Below are 20,395 nucleotides of genomic sequence, written 5' to 3'. Positions count from 1 at the left end.
GTCCTCACGTGCTGTAGGCGGAGTTCTCGTGGACGTACTCGTGGGTGAGGTCGTTCGTCCACACGGTGGCGGTGGCGTCCCCGGCGTGGAGGTCGATGACGACGCGGACCTCACGTGGCTCGAGGTCGACCAGGTCGCGGTCGTCCCCCACCGACGACGAGCGACAGACCTGCACCCCGTTGACCGCGACGTCGATCGTCGTGGGGTCGAAGGCGGCGTCGGTCGTGCCGACCGCGGCCAGCACACGACCCCAGTTGGGGTCCTTGCCGAAGATGGCCGCCTTGAAGAGGTTGCTCCGCGTCACCGACCGGGCGACCTCGACGGCCTCGAGCTCGGTTGCGGCAGAACGCACCTCGACCGCGATGTCGTGGCTGGCGCCCTCGGCGTCGGCGACGAGCTGGCGGGCCAGCGAGGCGCAGACCTCGGTGACGGCCGCGGTCACCTCGTCGGCGTCGGCCTGCACGCCCGAGGCGCCGGAGGCGAGGAGGACGACGGTGTCGTTGGTCGACATGCAGCCGTCGGAGTCGACCCGGTCGAACGTCGAGGCGGTGGCCGTCCTGAGGGCGGCGTCGAGGGTCGCGGCATCGGTGACGACGTCGGTGGTGACGACGCAGAGCATGGTGGCCAGACCCGGCGCCAGCATGCCCGCTCCCTTGGCCATCCCGCCGACGGACCAGCCGTCGCGCGAGACGGTCGCCTGCTTCGGGACCGAGTCCGTCGTCATGATCGCGCGGGCCGCATCGTCCGCACCGTCCGTCGCCAGGGCCTCGGCGGTGAGTCCGACCCCCGCCTCGATCCGCTCCATCGGCAGGAACTCGCCGATGAGCCCGGTCGAGCACACGACGACGTCGAGTGCGCTGCAGCCCAACGTGGTGGCGACGAGCTCGGCCGTGCGGTGCGTGTCCTGGAAGCCCCGGGCACCCGTGCAGGCGTTGGCGCCACCGGAGTTGAGGAAGACGGCATCCGCCCGTCCGTCGCTCACGGCCTGCCGCGACCAGGTCACCGGCGCGGCCTCGACCCGGTTGGACGTGAAGACGGCGGCAACGTGGTGGTCGGGCCCGTCGTTGACCACGAGGGCGACGTCGCTCGAGCCCGACGCCTTGAGCCCGGCCGTGGCGCCGGCGGCCCGGAAGCCCTGCGCCGAGGTGACGCTCACCGGTCGCCCCGGCCGGTGAGGACCGTCGGCGTGACGATGAGGCCGGCCTTGCGCCACGCCTCGGACGCCGTGGTGATGTGCTGCTCGGGGACGAGGACCCAGTCGGTGTCGAAGGTCGACATGGCGAGCACGCTGATGCCCGCGCTCACCAGCGGCGCGAGGATCTCTGCCATGACACCGACGGCCTCGAACGCCAGCGGTCCGGCGACCTCGACGCCGCGGAACGGCCCCTCTGTGAGGACTCCGTCGGGCACGAGCTCGGCGAGGCAGACGACCGACGTCTCGTTGGGGGTCCGCGTCAGGGACGCGAACGGCCCCGGCGTCCAGTCCCAGACGGGTTCGGAGCCACCGTCGAGGCGTGCCACGACGAGGGGCTCGGGGTGGGTCATGAGGTGCAGCGGCATGGCGCTCACGGCGCCACCCCCGATCCGAGGAGGCCGGTCGCCTCGGGCAGGCCGGCGGTGAGGTTGAGGCACTGGACGGCAGCGCCGGCCGTGCCCTTGGCGAGGTTGTCGACCGCCGCGACGGCGACGACGCGCCCGGTGCGCTCGTCGAGCGCGACCTGGACGGTGACGTGGTTGCTGCCGACGACCGCGGACGTCGTCGGCCACGCGCCCTCCTCGAGGACGTGGACGAAGGTCTCGTGCTCGTATGCCGTCCGCCAGGCATCCCGGACCGACTCCGCCGTGACCCCGTGGGCTGCTCGGGCGGTGCAGGTCGCGAGGATGCCACGAGGCATCGGGGCGAGGGTGGGGGTGAACGAGACGGTCACGGGGGCGCCGGCCGCGGCCGTGAGGTTCTGCTCGATCTCGGGGGTGTGCCGGTGCACGCCGCCGACGCCGTAGGGCGACATCGACCCCATGACTTCGGACCCGAGCAGGTGCGGCTTGAGCACCTTGCCGGCTCCGGAGGTGCCCGAGGCAGCCACGACCACGACGTCGTCGGGCTCGATGACGCCGGCGGCGAGGCCGGGGGCCAGGGCCAACGACACCGCGGTCGGGTAGCACCCGGGCACGGCGACGCGGCGGGTACCGGCGAGGGAGTCACGACCCCTCGCTCCCCCGACGAGCGGCAGCTCGGGAAGACCGTAGGCCCACGACCCGGCATACGGGGTGTCGTAGAACGTCGTCCACGCGGACTCGTCGCGCAGGCGGAAGTCGGCACCGCAGTCGACGACCACGACGTCGTCGTCGAGTGCGGAGGCGACCGCGGCGGAGTGACCGTGCGGGAGGGCGAGCACGACGGCGTCGTGCCCCCCGAGCACCTCGGGTGTCGTCTCCTGGAGCACGCGGTCGGCGAGACCGAAGAGGTGCGGGTGGATCGTGCCGAGACCGGCCCCGGCGTTGCCACCGGCCGTCACCGCGCCGACCTCGATCTCGGGGTGCCCGAGCAGCCATCGCAGGACCTCGCCTCCGGCGTACCCGCTCGCTCCGGCGACTGCGACTCTCAGCATGTGCATAGTCTTGCACGCGGTCACAACTGTATGCAATTTCGTCCGAGCGGTATCAGGGCGCCGCTGCGGCCCCTCCTCCCCGTTGCGACACCGCACTGGGCGGATGTCCTGTCACGAGGGAGAACAACCATGTCCGGTGTCAACGACGCCATCGGTGCCGCGACGCGCCTGGGGGAGATCGGGTTCGTCGAGTTCACGACCAAGCTCGTGAGCGATGTCTTCGACACTCTCGTCGCCTCCAACCTCCGCCAGCAGCAGGCCTTCATCGAGCTGCTGCAGGCCACGAGCAAGTCACTCACGACCTACGTCAACGAGACCAAGGACGACATCGGTCCCGGCGAGATCATGCAGGTCCTCACGGCCATCGCGCCCCGCAACACCGAGACGCCGGCGACGAGCGACAGCCCGACGGCGGTCACCGCCGGCGGCAAGCTCAGCGCGGACGAGGCGTCGGCCATCAACACCGCGCTCACCATCACCGACCCCGCCACCAACGCCGTGTCCAACGACAAGGCCGCCAAGGCCGGCAACCTCGACGACAAGGCGATCGACACGCTCCGCGAGGCCGTCGCGCAGCGCGTGGCGGCGAACAAGTACACGCTGCTCAAGGAGATGGTCAAGCTCGGCATGCTGCGCCTGGTCGTCACCGACGGCACCATCGAGACCGGTCTGAACTTCCACTCGTACGGCTCGGACTTCCTGCGCAACAACTCGAGCCGCTACTCGAGCCAGCAGTTCCAGTTCAAGGCCAACGCGCAGACGGGAAGCATCCTGTCGGCATGGGTCAAGGCGTCGGCGAGCACGGCCTACACGTCCGTCAACGTCAGCACGAGCAACACCGCGAGCGGCTCGAGCTCGGGGGTCGACGTCACCATCACCGGTGGCGTGAAGATCAACTTCAAGACCGACTACCTGCCGCTCGACACCCCCTGACGCCTCGACCCCGAAGGAGCCTGAGCCATGCCTGACAGCGATGTGTCCGACGTGGGGTTCGCGGAGTTCGTGGCGGTCCTCCTGGTGGAGACCCTCGACTCGATCGTCGCGTCCCACGCCAGCCAGGAGGACCGCCTGCGGGCGCTCGACGCCGCCGCAGGGGTCACCCCGGAGGAGGTGGCCGCGACGTCGATCACCGGGGGCATGGTCGACCTCACCCTCGTCGAGCTCTTCCCCGACGGCAAGGGTGGCTCGACCGTGGTGGTCGGTGGCCCCACTCCCAGCCCCGAGGTGCTCGCCGAGCTCGACCTGAAGGTGCCGGCACGGGACGGCGGTCTCTCCAGTGGCGACGTCGGCACCATCCGCAACGCCGTCGCGCTGTTCCTCGCCCGACGTCACCTCGAGTCGGTCCAGGAGGTGCGGCGTCGAGGAGTCCCCCGCGTGCTCGTCGACGGCGGCACGCTCCGGGCGAAGCTCGCGTTCACCACCGTGCGTCGCGCGGCAGCCGACCCCACCCCCGCCCGGTCGGCAACATCGGGGCTCACGCCCGCGGTCACCCGGGCCGTGCTCGGCGGGCTGCCCGCGGGCCGGATCGGGGACCTCGTCGGTCCGCGCGCGACCATCCTCAGGCCCGAGGTCCTCGACGGGATCCGTGACCTCAGGCTGCACGTCCGCCCTCCGGTCACGACGACGGAACCCGGCACACCGAACGAGCGCGCCGACGTCTTCGGCGAGATCGAGATCCGCTTCCGGACCGAGGCCTGACGGTGGGCCCTGCAGAGCTGGCCGCCCTCGTGGCCCGCGAGGCCGACGCCGGCGTCGCGGGGGCGCTCCGGGCGATGGACGCCGCCGGCGTGCTCACCGTCGAGCGGGTCGTCGGGCGCATCGGGTCACGACCCGCCACGGACACGACCCCCTGGGAGGACATCGTCTGGCAGGCCGAGGTCGTCATGCGTCCGTCGGGCCTCGTGCGGGAGCAGTCGACCGCTCCGGGCGAGGGGCCGGCTCCCGACCCGGGCGGCGTCGCCGGTCTCGTCGGGTCGCTGTCGGTCCGGGCGCTGCGTGGCGTCGGCGCCCGCTGGACCGCCCAGTTGTCGAGGCGCGGTGTCGAGTCGGTCGCCGACCTCGCCTCCACGACACCCGCGGAGGTGGCCCGATGGTCGCAGGAGAAGGACGGCGGGTATGCCGTCCAGCTCGTCGCGCGGGCTCGCACCTGCGTCGGTCCGTGGCCGCCGGTCGACCCCCACGACACCCGGTCGGTCCTCGAGGTGTCGGAGTCCGACCCGGGGGACGTCAGCGGCTGGCCACCTGGCAGCAGGCCCGAGGCCTACCTCCTGTGGGGGTCCTGCCTCCGGCTGCGAGCGGCCCTCGACGACGCGGTGCTCGCCCTGCTCCGCGTCAACGGCAGCTGACGAGCTCAGCGCAGCGGGTCGTCCTGGCCCCAGGGCACGAGCCCGAGCGTCCGGTCCGTCTCGCCCAGCCCCGCAGCCGCGCGCGCCCGGAGGGACTCGACGGTGTCCGTGCCGGCCCGAACCATGCGGCCGCTCCACGCGTCGAGGTCACCGTGCGCGATGGCGAGCAGCAGGTCGCTCACCTCGGTCGGTGAGGTCCACTCGGTCCGGCCGCGGTGCATCGTCATCGCCAGCGTCATGTCGGTCCGCACGACACCCGGCGCGAGGTCGAAGACGAGCGCGGTGCGCCCCTCCCCCAGCCCGAGCTGCGAGGTGAGGCGCGCGAGGGCGCCCTTGCTGAGGTTGTATGCCGTCGCCGCGTCGACGTTGCGGTACGCCGCGCCGGAGTTGAGGTTGACGATGCGACCGGTGCCCCGGGCCAGGTGCGGGAGCACCGCACGGGTCATGAGGTAGGGACCGCGCACATTGGTCTCGACCGTCCGCCACCACTCGTCGGGGTCGCTGTCGACGAGCGGGATCTCGGCGTCGATGACCCCGGCGTTGTTGACGAGCAGGTCGATCCGGCCGTGACGCTCGACGATGTCGGCCACCCAGGCCTGAACCGCCTCGCGGTCCGTGACCTCGGCCGTGGAGCGCGAACCGCGCTCCACGGCATACCCGTCCTTCTCGAGGGCGTCGGCGAGGTGGGCCCCGATCCCTCGCGAGGCCCCGGTGACGACCGCGACGGGCGTGGTCACCGCTGGACCGCTCCGGTGCGTGAGGCGGCGGCCGCGACGGCCGAGTCCCGCAGGCCGGAGACCTCCTCGGTCGTCAGCGTCCGGTCGGGCGCCCGGAAGGTGAGGCGGTAGGCCAGCGACTTGCGCCCCGCCTCGAGCTGGTCGCCGTGGTAGACGTCGAACAGCGACACCGACTCCAGCGACGGTCCGGCGCCGTCGCGCAGGGCCGACTCGACCGCCGCTGCGGTCACCGAGTCGTCGACGACGAGCGCGACGTCGCTCTGGGCCATCGGGAAGGTCGTCAGCGTGCGAGCCAGCACCGGTGGCTCGGCCGCGCGGGTGAGCACGTCGAGGTCCAGCTCACCACCGACGGTCCGGGCCGGCAGGCCCAGGCCGGCGACGGCCTTGGGGTGCAGCTCGCCGACGTGGCCCAGCACGGTCCCGTCCTCGAGCTCGACGCGCGCGCACCGGCCGGGGTGGAAGGGCGCCACCGTGTCGGCCACCGTCGTGACCGCGACCCCGAGCGCCTCACCGAGGACGCGCGCGAGCTCGATGACGTCGGTGACGTCGGCCCTGCGTCCCGCGCCCCACCAGCCGGCGCGGTCGCGGTCGCCCGCGAGCAGGAAGGCCACGTGGCGCGGCTGGGCCGGCACCGCGGCCCGGATGGCGGCCAGGGTCTCGTCGGACGGGCGGATGCCGACGTCCTCGGTCGGCGCGGACCGCTGCTCCCCGTCCAGGTCGACGACCAGGCCCACCTCGAACAGGCCGACGTCGCGGCTGCCGCGGGCGACGTTGCGGCGCAGGGCGTCGACCATCGTCGCCAGGAGGCGCGTGCGCATGAGGGGCTGCTCGTCCGAGAGCGGGTTGGCCAGACGGACGGAGCGAGCCACCTCGGCGTCGGCGTCGAGCCCGAGTGCGGTGTAGCGGTCGGCGCCGACGAACGGCGCGCTCCACACCTCCGACAGCCCCTGGCCCGCGAGCACGTCGGCGACGATCCGCCGGACGCGCTGGCCGTGGGTGAGGCCGGACCCACCGGGGGGCGTGGGGATCACCGAGGGGATGGCGTCGTAGCCGTGGATGCGCGCGACCTCCTCGACGAGGTCAGCCGCGGTGGTGAGGTCGGGCCGCCAGGTCGGCGGGACGACGGTGAGGACGTCGGCGTCACGCGTGACGGTGCACCCGATCGCCTCGAGGATCGTGACGATCTCGGACTCCGGGTAGTCGACGCCGATGATGCGCGAGGGGAACGAGACCGGCATCGAGACGGGTGCCGGTGCGGCCGGGGAGCCGACGTCGGTCACCTCGGTGTCGGCGACGCCTCCGCCGTGCTCGACGAGCAGATCGACCGCGAGCTGGGCGGCGGCTGTCGCGAGGGCGGTGTCGACACCGCGCTCGAAGCGGCGCGACGCCTCGGACGGCAGCTTGTGCCGGCGGGCGGAGCGGGCGATGCTCACCGGCTCGAAGTGTGCCGCCTCGATGAGCACGTCGCGCGTCCCGGCGCCCACCTCGGTCTCGGCGCCACCCATGACGCCGGCGATGGCGACGGGCCGCTCGCCTCCGCGGTCGGTGATGAGCAGGTCTCCGGTGTCGAGGGCCCGGTCCGTGGCGTCGAGAGTGGTGAGCCGCTCCCCCGCGCGGGCGCGCCGCACGACGATCGGGGCCTCGAGCGAGGCGAGGTCGAAGGCGTGCAGGGGCTGGCCGAGACCGAGCATGACGTAGTTGGTGACGTCGACCGGCAGCGAGATCGGCCGCATGCCAGCCTCGGTGAGCCGGGCCGCCATCCACGGCGGGGTGGGTGCCGTGACGTCGATGTCGCGCACGACCCGCGCGACGTAGCGGTCGCAGCCGTCGCGCCCGCGGATCGGCGCCTCGTCGCGCAGCTCGACCGGGAAGCCTCCCGTCGTGGGCTGGGGGGCAGCGGCGTCGAGGGCCGTCACCGGGTCGGTGAAGGTGGCCCCGGTCGCGTGGCCGTACTCGCGGGCCACACCACGCACCGAGAAGCAGTAGCCGCGGTCAGGGGTGACGTTGACCTCGACGGTCTCGCGGTCCAGGCCCAGCAGCGGGATCGCGTCCGTGCCCGGGGTGAGCCGAGCCAGGAGCGCGTCGTCGCCGGCGAACTTGCGGGTGAGGACGAGGATGCCGTCGTGGTCGTCACCGATGCCGAGCTCGCGCTCGGAGCAGATCATCCCGGCCGACACGTGGCCGTAGGTCTTGCGGGCGCTGACCTCGAGCGGTCCCTGCGGCGTCGTGAGCACGCCACCGGGCAGGATGACGACGACGAGGTCGTCGACCTCGAAGTTGTGGGCACCGCAGACGATCCCTTGCGGCTCACCGGTGCCGTTGGCGTCGCCGACGTCGACGGTGCACCAGTTGATCGTCTTGCCGTTCTTCTGCGGCTCGGGCTCGCGGGTGAGGACGCGGCCGACGACGAGCGGGCCGGTGACACCGCCGGTGTGCAGCCCCTCCTCCTCGAGCCCCACGCTGACGAGGTCGGCCGCGATCTGCAGACCACGGGCGTCCTTGGGGACCGCGACGTACTCGCGGAGCCATTCGACGGGAATGCGCATCAGATCTCCATGCCGGCGGGAACGGGGGCACCCGGGCGGGGTGCGGGGACAGCGGTGGCGGCCATCAGATCTCCAGTCCGAACTGGGCGTCGAAGCGCACGTCGCCCTCGATCATGTCGCGCATGTCGCTCACACCCGAGCGGAACATCAGCGCGCGGTCGATGCCCATGCCGAAGGCGAAGCCGGTGTAGCGGTCGGGGTCGACGCCACAGGCGGTGAGGACGTTGCGGTTGACCATCCCGCAGCCGCCCCACTCGATCCAGCCGGTGCCCTTGCAGGCGCGACAGTCCGGGTCCTCGCCGCGGCACACGAAGCAGCGGAGGTCCATCTCGGCACTCGGCTCGGTGAACGGGAAGAACGACGGGCGCAGGCGGGTGGTGATGCCGTCACCGAAGAGCTCGCTCGCCAGGCGGTCGAGCGTGCCCTTGAGGTGCGCCATGGTGATGCCCTCGTCGACGGCGAGGCCCTCGACCTGGTGGAAGGCGGGCATGTGCGTCGCGTCGAGCTCGTCGGTGCGGAAGACCCGACCGATCGCGGCGACGTAGACGGGCACCCCGCGGTCGAGCAGCGTGCGCGCCTGCACCGGCGACGTGTGCGTGCGCAGGACGAGGCCGTCCTCGGGCGGGTCGACGTAGAACGTGTCCTGCATCTGGCGCGCGGGGTGGTCGGCGTCGAAGTTCAGGGCGTCGAAGTTGAACCACTCGGCCTCGATCTCGGGGCCCTCGGCGATCTCCCAGCCCATGCCGACGAAGAGGTCGGCGATGCGCTGCGACATGAGCTCGATCGGGTGCCGGCGACCGAGCGGGCGGCGGCCCGTGGGCAACGTGACGTCCACGGCCTCCTCGGTGAGGATGCGCTCGTCGCGCTCGGCCTCGAGCTCGACCTGACGCGCGGCGAAGGCGGCGTTGACGCGACCACGCGCCTGGCCGACGCGCTTGCCGGCCTCGGCCTTGGCGCTGGGCGGCAGGGCGCCGATCTCGCGGTTGGCGAGGGCGAGGGCCGACTTGTCACCGGTGTGCGTCGCCCGCAGCGTCTTGAGCTCGTCGAGGGAGCTCGCGGCGGCCACGGCGTCGAGGGCGCTGGTGACGGCCGACTCCACGTGCTCGGGGTCGAGCGCCGCGACCTCGACCGGGTCGAAGTTCGTGTTGGGTCCTGACATGGGTTCCACTCTCGTCGCGGGGCGCGACTCACTCGCGCCGGGGAAGGCTGGGACGTCTCTGGGAGGTCGCGGCGCCCTCGGGCTGTGCGGCGGACGCCGGGCGCCCGGTGCACGAGGGCTCAGGCAGGCGTCATCGCACCCGAGGGCACGGTAAATCGGCGCACGGCACGGGGAGTGCGGGGGCCGGGGGCGGACGACATGGGTCCAGCCTATCGCGCAGGCGCTCGGCGACGCCGTCGGGTTTGCGCCGCGACGGCGCCCAGGACGGCCACGACGAGTCCCACGAGGGCCGGCGCCACGAAGCCGCCGCCGGCCCCGACGCGGTCGATGGCCAGACCGGCGAACGGCGCGCCCAGCGCACCACCGAGGGTCAGGGCGGAGCCGTGCCAGCCCATGGCCTCACCACGCGCCGAGGCGGGGACCATCCGGGTCGCCTGGTCGATGCTCGCGGTGATCGTCGGTGCGCAGAGCAGCCCCGCGACGAAGCCCAGCCCGCCCAGGGCGAGGGCCCCGCCTGCCATGGCCATCGGCAGCGTGACCAGCGCGAGCACGCCCAGCAGCCAGAACGTGGAGATCGGCCGGCTCAGCCCGCCGTAGACGAGGGCGCCCACGAGTGAGCCGAGCCCCCAGAGGGCGAGGACGAGACCGATCGCGGTGGGCTGGTCGAGCTCCCGCATCCGCGCGACGATGCCGAGGTCGGTGCCCGACAGCACGAAGGTCGCGCACGAGGCGGCGAGGCACACCGCGACGAAGGGCAGCCCGAACCAGTCCGAGCGGCGTGGTCTCGCCGCCTCGTCGGCGTCCTCGCTCTCGGAGCGCAGCACCGGGTCGACGAGCCAGAGCGTCACGCCACCGACGACGCCGAGCATCTGGATCGTGAAGAGGACCCACCGCGTGTCCCAGTGCGACGCGGCCCAGATCGAGGCCGCCGGGCCGACGATGAACGACAGCTCGACGGCGACGGCGTCGAGCGAGATTGCGGTCCTGCGCTCGGTCGTCGGGACGGCCGCGATGACCGCTTGGCGGATGATCGAGAAGGTCGGGATGACGAACAGCCCGGCGACGGCCGCGAGGACGAGCAGCGGAAGGTAGCCCACCCACGGCGCGACCGACCAGCACCCGAGCGCCACGAGCGTCGAGGGCAGCACCACCCGCCGCAGCCCGACCCGGTCGAGCAGGCGGCCGCGCCACGGTCCGCTCACCGCGATGGCCACGGTGGCGACGGCCGCGAGGAAGCCGGCCGCGGCATACGACTTCCCCAGGGTGGTGACGACGTGCACGGTGAGCAGCACACCGGCCGAGAAGACCGGGATCCGGACGAAGGCACCGAGCAGGAGCGCCGACTTCAGACCCGGGCTGGCGAGCGCGGCCCGGTAGGGCGCGATCGACACGACGGACACCTGGCACCCCTCTTCGATCCCCTGGCGCCGGACGGCACCGGGGAGCAGCCTAGGTCGTCCGGTGGGAGCGTGCCGGGGCGGTCCGCGTCAGGAGGGTTCGGCCGGGAAGAACGCGCGCACGACCGCGCCGCCACCGGGTGCGTCGTCGATCTCGGCCCATCCGCCGTGGACCTCGACGACACCCCTGACGATGTAGAGGCCCAAGCCCGTGCCCCCGCCGCTCGGGCCGTGCCAGAACCGGCTGAACACCGCCCGGCGCTGCTCGGCCGGGATGCCGGTGCCGTCGTCGCTCACGCTGATCATGACGCCGGGCCCGGTCGGCCCCGACCACGGTGACGCCTCAAGGGTGACGTTCTTGGCGCGGTGCCGCACGGCGTTCTCGAGGAGGTTGGACAGGACCTGGTCGAGCCGGTCGGCGTCGGCGAAGATCTCCTCGGCGCCCTCGCCGACGGTGATCGTGAAGTCCTGCTCGTCCTGGCCTGCGGCCACGTGGCGCTTCACGTGGTGCTCGAAGATGTCACGTGTGGGCAGCGGGACCTCGTGGATCCGCAGCCGGCCGGAGTCGATCCGCGACACGTCGAGCAGGTCGGTGATGAGCCGAGTGAGCCGGTCGGCGTCGGCGTCGATCGCCTCGAGCATCGTCAGCCGCTGCTCCTCGCTGAACTGGTCCCAGCGCCGGCGCAGCGTCGAGGTGAAGCCCTTGACGCCCGTGAGCGGCGAACGCAGCTCGTGCGCGATCGTCGAGATGAGGGCGGCGTGGTCGAGCTCGGCCCGCCGCCGCGCCTCGGCGTCGCGCAGCGAGAGCAGGATCGCGCCCAGGGGCCCGGCCCGTCCGGCGCGCAGGTAGCGCGCGGTGATGAGCAGCTCGATCCCGTCGGGGAGCTGGAGCAGCTTCTCGCGGTGGCCGGTGCGCGTGCGCAGGCCGTTCCACGGGTCGGTCATCGCCCACCACGACTCACCGTTGCGGGTCTCGAGGGGCAGGACCTCGCGGATGTCGTGCCCGACGAGCTCCGCGGCGCGCCGTCCGAGCATCTGCTCGGCGCGCTGGTTCACCGAGGAGACGATGCCCTCGGAGTCCGCCGCGATGAGGCCGTCGGGCAGCATCTCGGCCGCCGACGAGGCGGCCGAGTGCGAGACGGTGAGGACGGGCTCTTCGGGTACCTGCTGGTCCATGGCCTCATCCCATCACGTCAGACGCGTCGAGTCGCCCCCGACGACGCCGCGAGGCACACCGTGGCGGCCATCGCGAGGTTGAGCGACTCGACCCGCTCCGAGATCGGGACGCGCACGACCTCGTCGCAGCGGTCGCGGACCTCGACCGGCAGGCCCCACGCCTCGTTGCCCATGACCCAGGCGTGCGGTCGGCTCACGTCGACGTCGGGCAGGAGCGTGTCGCCGACTCCGTCGGCTGCGAACGTCCGTATGCCGTGGCTCGCCAGGGCGCCCAGCGTCGCCTCGACGTCGAGCCCGGTGACGACGGGCAGGTGGAAGATCGAGCCCACCGTCGAGCGCACGACCTTGGGGGCGAGCACGTCGACCGACCCCTCGGTGACGAGCACCGCGTCGGCGCCGAACGCGTCGGCGCCACGGATCACGGTCCCGGCGTTGCCCGGGTCGCGCACGTGGGAGAGCAGGACGAGCAGCCGGGGGCTGCCGGCGAGGACGTCGTCGAGCGTCGCGGCCTCGGCCGCCACGACGGCGAGCAGGCCCTGCGGCGACTCGGTGTCGGACATCGCCTCGAGCACGGCGTCGTCGGTCTCGTGCACGCGGATCTCGGCCTCGAGTGCGGCCTGGACGATCTCGTCGTGCCGCTCGAGGGCCGCGGAGGTGACGTAGAGGTCGTCGACGCGCGCCGCGGCATACCGGATCGCCTCGCGCACACCCTGCGGGCCGTCGACGACGAAGCGACCGGTCCGCTCACGCACCGAGCGCCGGGAGAGCGATCGCACTGACTTGACCCGATCGGATCGGACGTTGGTCAGCACGGCTCTCCCGGCGCTACGAGGACGCGGAGGTGCGCCCGGAGGTGGCTCAGGCGGACGCCTTCTCGGCGACCGGCTGCTGCGCAGGCACGTTGGCCTTGGCGATCTCGACGAGGGCGGCGAAGGCGGCCTCGTCGTTGACCGCGAGCTCGGCGAGCATGCGACGGTCGACCTCGATCTCAGCGGCCTTGAGGCCCTGGATGAGACGGTTGTAGGTCATGCCGTTGGCGCGGGCCGCAGCGTTGATGCGCTGGATCCACAGACGACGGAAGTCACCCTTGCGGGCGCGACGGTCGCGGTAGGCATAGCCGAGCGAGTGGGTGACCTGCTCCTTGGCCTTGCGGTAGAGACGGGACCGCTGACCGCGGTAACCGCTCGCGCGCTCGAGGACGACCCGGCGCTTCTTGTGGGCGTTGACCGCCCGCTTCACGCGTGCCACGTGAGTACTCCTTGCTGTTCTTGGACGTTCGGGGGGTTCGGCTCAGATGCCGAGGAGCTTCTTGACCTTCTTGACGTCGGCCTTGGAAACGAGGACGTCCTTGGAGAGGGCGCGGGCCTTCTGGGGGGTCTTCTCGTGGAACTTGTGGACGTGACCGGCCTGCTCGCGCATGACCTTGCCGGAACCGGTGACGCGGAAGCGCTTCTTGGTGCCGCTGTGGGTCTTGTTCTTCGGCATGGCTGCCGATCTCCTTCGCTGTCGGTGCTGCTGTGGTGCTGCTTGCGGGAAAACTTGGGGTCGACGCCTACTCGGCGGCGACGGCCTCGTCGGCCTTGTCGGCCTTCGCTGCGGGCGCCTCGGCCGGAGCCTCGGGGGCCGCCTCGGTCGCGACGTCGGACTCGGTCGCTGCCTCGGCGGGGGCCTCGGTCGCCACGACGGCGTCATCCTTCTTGCGACGCTGCTCGGCGCGAGCCTCGGACTTCTTCTTGGTCGGGGCCAGCACCATGATCATGTTGCGCCCGTCCTGCTTGGGCGCCGATTCGACGGTGCCCAGTTCGATGACGTCCTCGGCCAGCTTCTGGAGGAGGCGGTAGCCGAGCTCGGGGCGCGACTGCTCGCGACCGCGGAACATGATGGTCACCTTGACCTTGTCACCGCCACCGAGGAACCGGACGACGTGCCCCTTCTTGGTGGCGTAGTCGTGCGGGTCGATCTTCGGGCGGAGCTTGATCTCCTTGATGACCGTGTTGACCTGGTTCTTGCGCGCTTCTCGGGCCTTCATGGCGGCTTCGTACTTGTACTTGCCGAAGTCCATGAGCTTGGCGACGGGAGGCTTGGCCATCGGGGCCACCTCGACCAGGTCGAGGTCTGCCTCGGCGGCGAGGCGCAGGGCATCCTCGACGCGGACGATGCCGACCTGCTCGCCGTTGGGGCCAACCAACCGCACCTCCGGAACCCGGATGCGGTCGTTGATGCGAGGCTCGCTGATGTCGAACTCCTTCTGGACGGAAACACTGGTCTGTGCTCGTGCCCGGACATGAGAAGAGGCTCCTCGCGCTGCGCACGAGAAGCCCCACATCCGACCATGTCGGCCGTCCACGGCATACACGGATGCCGTGACCGAGATGGAGAACCCGGCGACCCTGAGGTCCTCGCGGGTGGAAGCGAGCTTCACTTGCGCACCGTGCCCCGAGGGACACAGCCGGTCAGCCGCCAACAGTAGCAGCCCCACGACTCACGACCAATTCGTCGTATGCCGTCCACTCACCGCCGGGGTCCATGTCGCCCCTCGCGCCCCACGGCCTCTTCCAACTGATTGCCCCTGGACGAGGCAGGGCCTCGTCTAGGGGCAATCAGTTGGAGAGTCAGCGGATGCGGAAGGCGAGGCCGTCGATGCGGGCGCGGAGCTCGCCGTCGGTGGCGAGGCGCTCCCCCACGCGGGTGGCGACGGCCTGGACCTCGGCAGGGTCGAGGCCGGGTGCGAGCTCGAGGGCGACGCCGAGGATGCCGTGGCCGGCGGGGGCGCCCTCCTCGACGGAGTGCGAGACGACCTGCGGCTCCTCGGCGACGGCACGGGCCACGCCGCCGGCGACGAACTCGTCGAGGTGCGGCGGGGTCCACGCGCGCTCCTGGGCCAGGGCCCACACCATCGAGGGCCGCAGCACGCGGGTCCGGGGGCCGGCGACGTCCACGACGACGACGTCGCAGCGCTCGCTCACCGCCGCCTGGCCGGCGCGGGCGGCCGTGACGGGCACGGGCCGGGCCGACGGGTCCCAGGCGGCGAGGGCGTCGAGGCTGCTGAAGACGGGCAGGGCGCGCTCACCGTCGGGTGCGACGAGGGTGACGGCTGCCATGTCGGTCTGCTTGTCGACCGTGAGGCCGCCCTCGGTCGCCGTCTCGACGGGCTCGGCGACGATCGGGACGAGCAGGCGGGCGTCGGCGAGGGCCGTCATGAGGGCGCCCGGGTCGTCGTTCTCGAGCGCCGTGGTCAGCGCGGCCGGGGCCGAGCCGTCGTCACCCTCGAAGCCGGTGAAGACGAGGTCGCGGGTCACGGGCGGCCCGCGACGTCGAGGGCCTCGGGCAGGGTGAAGGCCCCGCGGTACAGCGCCGATCCCGTGATCGCCCCCTCGACACCCTCACCGACCATGGTGCGCAGCACGGCGATGTCGTCGAGGGTGGAGACGCCGCCCGAGGCGATGACAGGGCGGTCGGTGCGGGCGCAGACGTCGCGGAGCAGCTGGACGTTGGGGCCGGCCAGCATGCCGTCCTTGTTGACGTCGGTGACGACGTAGCGGGCGCAGCCCTCGCGGTCGAGGCGCTCGAGGGTCTCCCAGAGGTCGCCACCCTCCTGGGTCCAGCCACGGGCGGCGAGCGTCGTGCCGCGGACGTCGAGCCCGACGGCGACGCGATCACCGTGCTCGGCGATGGCCGACGCGGTCCACTCGGGGTCCTCGAGCGCGGCGGTGCCGAGGTTCACCCGGCGGCAGCCGGTCGCGAGCGCCCGCTCGAGGGTCTCGGCGTCGCGGATGCCACCGCTCATCTCGACCTGGATGTCGAGCGAGCCGACGATCCGGGCGAGCAGCTCGGCGTTGTCACCGCGTCCGAACGCGGCGTCGAGGTCGACGAGGTGCAGCCACTCGGCGCCCTGCTCCTGCCAGCGCATCGCGGCCTCCAAAGGCTCGCCGAACTCACCGCCGGTGCCGGCGACCCCCTGGACGAGCTGGACGGCGCGGCCACCGGCGACGTCGACGGCGGGCAGGAGCTGGAGGCGGGGCGAGGTCATGACACCTTCATCGTCGGGATCGGTCGTTCGGGCTGGGCAGTCAGGCGGGTCGGCTCAGAACGAGCGGACCCAGGTCTCGAGGAGGTGCAGGCCGGCCTCGCCCGACTTCTCGGGGTGGAACTGGGTGGCCGACAACGGTCCGTTCTCGACCGCGGCGACGAAGCGGTCACCGTGGGTCGCCGTGGTCACCTTCGGTGCGACGACCGCGAAGTGACCGGTGGGCTCGGGCATCGTCCAGGTGCGGACGGCATACGAGTGGACGAAGTAGAAGCGCTCGGACTCGACGCCCGCGAAGAGGGTGGAGCCGGCCGGGACGTCGACCTCGGTCCACCCCATGTGGGGCACGACCGGCGCCTCGAGGCGTTCGACGGTGCCGGGCCACTCGGCGAGGCCCTCCTCCGCGACGGCGCTGGGTTCGGTCGAGGACTCGAAGAGGGCCTGCATGCCGACGCAGACGCCGAGCACCGGGCGGCCACCGGAGAGTCGGACGTCGATGATGCGGGGCGCGTCGGCGGCGCGCATCCCCCGCACGCACGCGTGGAAGTTGCCGACACCGGGCAGGAGCAGGCCGTCGGCGTCGAGGGCGCGCTGGCGGTCGGCGGTGAGCTCGACCGTGGCACCGACACGCTCGAGGGCGCGGACGGCGCTGTGGACGTTGCCGCTGCCGTGGTCGAGGACGACGACCCGTCGCGCCGTCACTGCTCGGACTCCGTGCGGTGGGCCGACTCCTCGGCGACCAACGCGTCGAACGCGGCGATGGAACGAGGACTGGGGTCGATGCGCTCGTAGCTCTCGTCGGCGCCGTCGCGCAGTAGTTCCTCGCCGGGCAGCCCGAGCATCCGCATGAGGCCGACGAGGACGTCGAGCGGCTCGCCGTCCGGGTCGGCGAAGTGCTCGGTCACCTCGGCCGGTGACGTGCGCGAGCGCGCACCCGCCACGTCGACGATGAGGCCGGCGGGCAGCGCGGGCAGGTCGGGGGTGCGGCGCACACCGGTGCCCGGCTCCCACACGAGCCACCGCTGCTCGAGGCGCCACCCGCGGGCCTGGACGGTGACGACGGCACACCCGTCGATGACGAACAGCCCGACCGCCGGCCGGTGCCGGGTCGGGACCCGTCGCGCCGCGAGGATCTCGAGACCCACGTCGTAGGGCGCGGCGGTGAGCGCGAGGTCCTCGGCGAGGCACACGCCGGTCCAGCCCTGCAACGGCGCGACCCGGACCGCGGCGAGCCCGCGGCGCACCCACCGCGCGGACGCGGCGGCGCTACCCCGGACGAGGACGAGCCCGTGTCCGAGGGGTGGGGACTGGTCAGCGGTGCTCACGGCTCAGAGCGCACCCTTGGCGCTGGGGATGCCGACGACGCGCGGGTCGCGCTCGACGGCGGCACGCAGGGCCCGCGCGACGGCCTTGAACTGGGCCTCGACGACGTGGTGCGGGTCGCGGCCGGCCAGGACGCGGACGTGCAGGGCGATGCCCGCGTGGTACGCGAAGGACTCGAGGACGTGGCGGGTGAGGGAGCCGATGTAGTTGCCGCCGATGACGGCGTACTCCTGACCCGCGGGCTCACCGGTGTGGACGACGTAGGGACGGCCGGCGACGTCGACCACGGCGTGGACGAGGGCCTCGTCGAGCGGCACGGTGGCGTCGCCGAACCGCGAGATCCCGCTCTTGTCACCGAGCGCCTCGCGCAGCGCGTCACCGAGCACGATCGCCACGTCCTCGACCGTGTGGTGGGCGTCGACGTCGACGTCACCGGTGGCCCTGACCCGCAGGTCGATGAGCGAGTGCTTGGCGAAGGACAACAGCATGTGGTCGTAGAAGCGGACCCCCGTGCTGACGTCACCGACGCCGGTGCCGTCGAGGTCGAGGCTCAGCTCGACGCTGCTCTCGGAGGTGGAACGCGTCACCGTCGCGGTGCGGTTGGTGGTCACGACTGTCCTTCCAGGTGGTCGGGCCCGAGGTTGGCCACGGCGTCGAGGAACGCCGACGTCTCCTCCGGGGTCCCGGCGGTGACTCGAAGATAGTGGTCGATCCCCACGTCCCGGACGAGAACCCCCTTGTCGAGGAGCGCCTGCCAGGTCGTCGCGCTGTCCCGGAGGCCGCCGAAGAGGACGAAGTTCGCGTCGCTCGGCACGGGGTCGAGCCCGAGCCCGCTGAGCGTGGCGACGATGCGGTCGCGCTGCTCCTTGATCGCGTCGACCGTGCCGAGCATGGTGTCGGCGTGGCGCAGGACGGCGCGCGCGACCGCCTGGGCGGGCGACGACAGGTGGTAGGGCATCCGCACGAGCCGCAGCGCGTCGACGAGCTCGGGGTCGGCGGCGAGGTAGCCGAGACGGCCACCGGCGAACGCGAACGCCTTGCTCATCGTGCGGGTGACGACCAGCCGAGGCCTGCCCTCGAGCAGGCTGAGCGCACTCACCGTGCCGGGACGGGCGAACTCGGCGTAGGCCTCGTCGACGACGACGACCGCCCGCGGCGCCGCGTCGTGCACGGCGGTCACGACGTCGAGTGTGAGGGCCGTCCCGGTCGGGTTGTTGGGCGAGCAGAGGAAGACGACGTGCGGGTCGTGCTCCCTCACCTGCTGCACGGCCGACTCGAGCGACAGGTCGAACGCTCCCCCGCCGCCTCCGTCACGCGCGTCGATGCCGCGCATGCCGTCGACCCAGGTCGTCCCCGTCGTGGCGGTGATGATCGGGTGCATGGAGTACGCCGGGGTGAAGCCGAGCGCCGTGCGCCCGTGACCACCGAACGCCTGGAGCAGGTGCAGGAGGACCTCGTTGGAGCCGTTGCCGGCCCAGACCTGCTCCGGGCGCACCTGCGTGCCACTGCGCGAGAGGTATGCCGCGAGGTCACCTCGCAGGTCCGTGAACTCCCGGTCGGGGTAGCGGTTCAGGCCCCCGGCCGTGGCCGCGACGGCGGCGACGATGTCGTCGACGACTGCAGGGGGCACGGCATACGAGCTCTCGTTGGTGTTGAGCGCGAAGGGCACGTCGAGCTGGGGTGCGCCGTATGCCGTCCGCCCACGCAGGTCCTCGCGGAGCAGCTGGTCGATCGGGCTCACAGGAGAGGTGCTCATGCGAGGTCGGGCAGACGCGCGAGGACGGCGTCGCCGTGGGCGGGCAGATCCTCGGCGCGGGCGAGGGTGACGACGTGGGAGCCGACGTCGCGCAGGGCGGCCTCGGTGTACTCGACGACGTGGATGCCGCGCAGGAACGACTGCACGGACAGCCCGCTGGAGTGGGTCGCGCAGCCACCCGTGGGCAGGACGTGGTTGGACCCGGCGCAGTAGTCCCCCAGGCTCACCGGCGACCACGTGCCGACGAAGACGGCGCCGGCGTTGCGCACGCGGGCGGCGACGGCGGCGGCGTCGGCGGTGTGGATCTCGAGGTGCTCGGCGGCGTAGGCGTTGACGACGTCGAGCCCGACCTCGACGTCGTCGACGAGGACGACGGCGGACTGACGCCCGGTGAGGGACTCGCGGACGCGGTCGGAGTGCTTGGTCTCCCCCACCCGACGGGACACAGCGGCCTGCACGGCGTCGGCGAGGTCGGTGCTGTCGGTGACGAGGACGGCGGCGGCCAGCGGGTCGTGCTCGGCCTGGCTGATGAGGTCGGCGGCGACGTGGTCGGGGTCGGCCGTGGCGTCCGCGAGGATCGCGATCTCGGTGGGGCCGGCCTCGGCGTCGATGCCGATGAGTCCCTTGAGCAGGCGCTTGGCCGCGGCGACCCAGATGTTGCCCGGGCCGGTGACGAGGTTGACCGGCTCGAGCTGCGCGTCGCCCTCGCCGTCGAACCCGTGGGCGAACGCGGCGACCGCCTGAGCGCCACCCATCGCCCACACCTCGTCGACCTCGAGCAGCGCACATGCCGCGAGGATCGTCGGGTGCGGCCAGCCGCCGTGGTCCTTCTGGGGCGGGCTGGCGACGGCGAGCGAGCCGACGCCGGCGAGCAGCGCGGGGACGACGTTCATGACGACGCTGCTCGGGTAGACGGCCCGACCCCCGGGGACGTAGAGGCCCACGCGGTCGACCGGCACCCAGCGCTCGGTGACCGTCCCGCCGTCCACGACGGTCGTCGTCGTGTCGGAGCGGCGCTGGTCGGCGTGGACGATGCGCGCGCGGCGGATCGACTCGTCGAGGGCGGCACGGACGTCGGGGTCGAGGTCGTGCAGGGCCGCGGCGACGACGCCGGCCGGGACGCGCAGCGCGTCGGGTCGCACGCCGTCGAAGCGTTCGGAGGCGTCGAGGACGGCGGCGGCGCCACGGGCGGCGACGTCGTCGCACACAGGACGGACGGTGGCCAGCGCGGCCTCGACGTCGAGCTCGGCACGGGGCAGCGTCCCCCTGAGCTCACGGACACCGGGCGCGCGCCCACGCAGGTCGAGGACGGGGATCATG

Annotated in this window: 22 protein-coding genes; 3 read left to right on the top strand and 19 right to left on the bottom strand. The window is 72.6% G+C overall.

The window, feature by feature from the left end; translation table 11 throughout:
• Window positions 1-4: 4 nt before the first annotated feature.
• The 3 genes from argJ to argC are packed head-to-tail and all read right to left on the bottom strand — an operon-like array spanning window position 5 to window position 2,609.
• Window positions 5-1,156, bottom strand: coding sequence for a bifunctional glutamate N-acetyltransferase/amino-acid acetyltransferase ArgJ (argJ, locus tag KLO01_RS15205; RefSeq protein WP_147066663.1), 1,152 nt, complete (start codon window positions 1,154-1,156; stop codon window positions 5-7).
• Window positions 1,153-1,560: an ACT domain-containing protein gene (locus tag KLO01_RS15200; RefSeq protein ID WP_246136250.1), complete on the bottom strand. Its 408-nt coding sequence runs from the start codon at window positions 1,558-1,560 to the stop codon at window positions 1,153-1,155. The genes argJ and KLO01_RS15200 overlap by 4 nt, the downstream gene beginning before the upstream one ends.
• A gap of 5 nt (window positions 1,561-1,565) precedes the next feature.
• Complete coding sequence (argC, locus tag KLO01_RS15195) at window positions 1,566-2,609, bottom strand: N-acetyl-gamma-glutamyl-phosphate reductase (RefSeq protein ID WP_147066661.1); 1,044 nt, start codon at window positions 2,607-2,609, stop codon at window positions 1,566-1,568.
• Between the two features lie 129 nt (window positions 2,610-2,738).
• Here argC and KLO01_RS15190 point away from each other — a divergent pair, with 129 nt between their 5' ends.
• The 3 genes from KLO01_RS15190 to KLO01_RS15180 are packed head-to-tail and all read left to right on the top strand — an operon-like array spanning window position 2,739 to window position 4,954.
• The gene (locus tag KLO01_RS15190; protein WP_147066659.1) at window positions 2,739-3,542 is read left to right on the top strand and encodes a hypothetical protein; all 804 of its coding nucleotides are present in this window, start codon (window positions 2,739-2,741) and stop codon (window positions 3,540-3,542) included.
• A gap of 27 nt (window positions 3,543-3,569) precedes the next feature.
• Window positions 3,570-4,307, top strand: a complete 738-nt coding sequence (locus tag KLO01_RS15185; protein WP_147066657.1) for a hypothetical protein — start codon at window positions 3,570-3,572, stop codon at window positions 4,305-4,307.
• A gap of 2 nt (window positions 4,308-4,309) precedes the next feature.
• Window positions 4,310-4,954 (top strand): hypothetical protein, encoded by a 645-nt coding sequence (locus KLO01_RS15180; protein WP_147066655.1) that lies wholly within the window; start codon window positions 4,310-4,312, stop codon window positions 4,952-4,954.
• 5 nt (window positions 4,955-4,959) lie between these two features.
• Here the strand turns inward: KLO01_RS15180 and KLO01_RS15175 are convergent, their stop codons facing one another.
• The 16 genes from KLO01_RS15175 to hisD form a co-directional block, all read right to left on the bottom strand.
• On the bottom strand, window positions 4,960-5,691 hold the full coding sequence (locus KLO01_RS15175; protein ID WP_147066652.1) for an SDR family oxidoreductase: 732 nt from the start codon (window positions 5,689-5,691) through the stop codon (window positions 4,960-4,962).
• On the bottom strand, window positions 5,688-8,237 hold the full coding sequence (gene pheT / locus KLO01_RS15170; RefSeq protein ID WP_147066650.1) for a phenylalanine--tRNA ligase subunit beta: 2,550 nt from the start codon (window positions 8,235-8,237) through the stop codon (window positions 5,688-5,690). Before pheT ends, KLO01_RS15175 begins: the two co-directional genes overlap by 4 nt.
• A gap of 64 nt (window positions 8,238-8,301) precedes the next feature.
• On the bottom strand, window positions 8,302-9,396 hold the full coding sequence (gene pheS / locus KLO01_RS15165; RefSeq protein ID WP_147066648.1) for a phenylalanine--tRNA ligase subunit alpha: 1,095 nt from the start codon (window positions 9,394-9,396) through the stop codon (window positions 8,302-8,304).
• A 209-nt stretch (window positions 9,397-9,605) separates the two neighbouring features.
• Window positions 9,606-10,796: an MFS transporter gene (locus KLO01_RS15160; protein WP_147066646.1), complete on the bottom strand. Its 1,191-nt coding sequence runs from the start codon at window positions 10,794-10,796 to the stop codon at window positions 9,606-9,608.
• Window positions 10,797-10,883: 87 nt separating this feature from the next.
• The gene (locus tag KLO01_RS15155; protein WP_147066644.1) at window positions 10,884-11,969 is read right to left on the bottom strand and encodes a sensor histidine kinase; all 1,086 of its coding nucleotides are present in this window, start codon (window positions 11,967-11,969) and stop codon (window positions 10,884-10,886) included.
• A 17-nt stretch (window positions 11,970-11,986) separates the two neighbouring features.
• On the bottom strand, window positions 11,987-12,781 hold the full coding sequence (locus KLO01_RS15150; protein WP_147066642.1) for a TrmH family RNA methyltransferase: 795 nt from the start codon (window positions 12,779-12,781) through the stop codon (window positions 11,987-11,989).
• A 46-nt stretch (window positions 12,782-12,827) separates the two neighbouring features.
• Window positions 12,828-13,217, bottom strand: a complete 390-nt coding sequence (rplT, locus tag KLO01_RS15145) for a 50S ribosomal protein L20 (protein ID WP_147066640.1) — start codon at window positions 13,215-13,217, stop codon at window positions 12,828-12,830.
• A 42-nt stretch (window positions 13,218-13,259) separates the two neighbouring features.
• A complete protein-coding gene (rpmI, locus tag KLO01_RS15140; RefSeq protein WP_009775194.1) occupies window positions 13,260-13,454 on the bottom strand; it encodes a 50S ribosomal protein L35 in 195 nt (64 codons plus the stop codon).
• Window positions 13,455-13,521: 67 nt separating this feature from the next.
• Window positions 13,522-14,391: a translation initiation factor IF-3 gene (gene infC, locus KLO01_RS17445; protein WP_246136245.1), complete on the bottom strand. Its 870-nt coding sequence runs from the start codon at window positions 14,389-14,391 to the stop codon at window positions 13,522-13,524.
• 190 nt (window positions 14,392-14,581) lie between these two features.
• Window positions 14,582-15,268, bottom strand: coding sequence for an SseB family protein (locus KLO01_RS15130; RefSeq protein WP_147066638.1), 687 nt, complete (start codon window positions 15,266-15,268; stop codon window positions 14,582-14,584).
• Window positions 15,265-15,999: a bifunctional 1-(5-phosphoribosyl)-5-((5-phosphoribosylamino)methylideneamino)imidazole-4-carboxamide isomerase/phosphoribosylanthranilate isomerase PriA gene (priA, locus tag KLO01_RS15125; protein WP_147066636.1), complete on the bottom strand. Its 735-nt coding sequence runs from the start codon at window positions 15,997-15,999 to the stop codon at window positions 15,265-15,267. Before priA ends, KLO01_RS15130 begins: the two co-directional genes overlap by 4 nt.
• 54 nt (window positions 16,000-16,053) lie before the next feature.
• Window positions 16,054-16,698: an imidazole glycerol phosphate synthase subunit HisH gene (gene hisH, locus KLO01_RS15120; protein WP_147066633.1), complete on the bottom strand. Its 645-nt coding sequence runs from the start codon at window positions 16,696-16,698 to the stop codon at window positions 16,054-16,056.
• Entirely contained in the window at window positions 16,695-17,321 is a 627-nt protein-coding gene (locus tag KLO01_RS15115; RefSeq protein ID WP_147066632.1) for a hypothetical protein, read from the bottom strand. Before KLO01_RS15115 ends, hisH begins: the two co-directional genes overlap by 4 nt.
• 3 nt (window positions 17,322-17,324) lie before the next feature.
• Window positions 17,325-17,930, bottom strand: coding sequence for an imidazoleglycerol-phosphate dehydratase HisB (hisB, locus tag KLO01_RS15110; protein ID WP_147066630.1), 606 nt, complete (start codon window positions 17,928-17,930; stop codon window positions 17,325-17,327).
• The gene (locus tag KLO01_RS15105) at window positions 17,927-19,075 is read right to left on the bottom strand and encodes a histidinol-phosphate transaminase (protein ID WP_186828079.1); all 1,149 of its coding nucleotides are present in this window, start codon (window positions 19,073-19,075) and stop codon (window positions 17,927-17,929) included. Before KLO01_RS15105 ends, hisB begins: the two co-directional genes overlap by 4 nt.
• Window positions 19,072-20,394 carry a histidinol dehydrogenase gene (gene hisD, locus KLO01_RS15100; protein WP_147066628.1) on the bottom strand — a complete coding sequence of 441 codons (1,323 nt, stop codon included), beginning with the start codon at window positions 20,392-20,394 and terminating at the stop codon, window positions 19,072-19,074. Before hisD ends, KLO01_RS15105 begins: the two co-directional genes overlap by 4 nt.
• Window position 20,395: the final 1 nt, after the last annotated feature.

This window comes from Knoellia locipacati, from assembly GCF_007992835.1.
Classification (GTDB): Bacteria; Actinomycetota; Actinomycetes; order Actinomycetales; family Dermatophilaceae; genus Knoellia; species Knoellia locipacati.
This window is presented reverse-complemented; position numbering and strand designations above follow the sequence as displayed.

Coding starts and splice junctions, on each gene's coding strand:
- hisD (WP_147066628.1), bottom strand. CDS start 20,394: ATGATCCCCGTCCTCGACCTGCGTGGGCGCGCGCCCGGTGTCCGTGAG.
- KLO01_RS15155 (WP_147066644.1), bottom strand. CDS start 11,969: ATGGACCAGCAGGTACCCGAAGAGCCCGTCCTCACCGTCTCGCACTCG.
- KLO01_RS15200 (WP_246136250.1), bottom strand. CDS start 1,560: ATGCCGCTGCACCTCATGACCCACCCCGAGCCCCTCGTCGTGGCACGC.
- KLO01_RS15105 (WP_186828079.1), bottom strand. CDS start 19,075: ATGAGCACCTCTCCTGTGAGCCCGATCGACCAGCTGCTCCGCGAGGAC.
- pheT (WP_147066650.1), bottom strand. CDS start 8,237: ATGCGCATTCCCGTCGAATGGCTCCGCGAGTACGTCGCGGTCCCCAAG.
- rpmI (WP_009775194.1), bottom strand. CDS start 13,454: ATGCCGAAGAACAAGACCCACAGCGGCACCAAGAAGCGCTTCCGCGTC.
- pheS (WP_147066648.1), bottom strand. CDS start 9,396: ATGTCAGGACCCAACACGAACTTCGACCCGGTCGAGGTCGCGGCGCTC.
- KLO01_RS15190 (WP_147066659.1), top strand. CDS start 2,739: ATGTCCGGTGTCAACGACGCCATCGGTGCCGCGACGCGCCTGGGGGAG.
- KLO01_RS15185 (WP_147066657.1), top strand. CDS start 3,570: ATGCCTGACAGCGATGTGTCCGACGTGGGGTTCGCGGAGTTCGTGGCG.
- argC (WP_147066661.1), bottom strand. CDS start 2,609: ATGCTGAGAGTCGCAGTCGCCGGAGCGAGCGGGTACGCCGGAGGCGAG.
- priA (WP_147066636.1), bottom strand. CDS start 15,999: ATGACCTCGCCCCGCCTCCAGCTCCTGCCCGCCGTCGACGTCGCCGGT.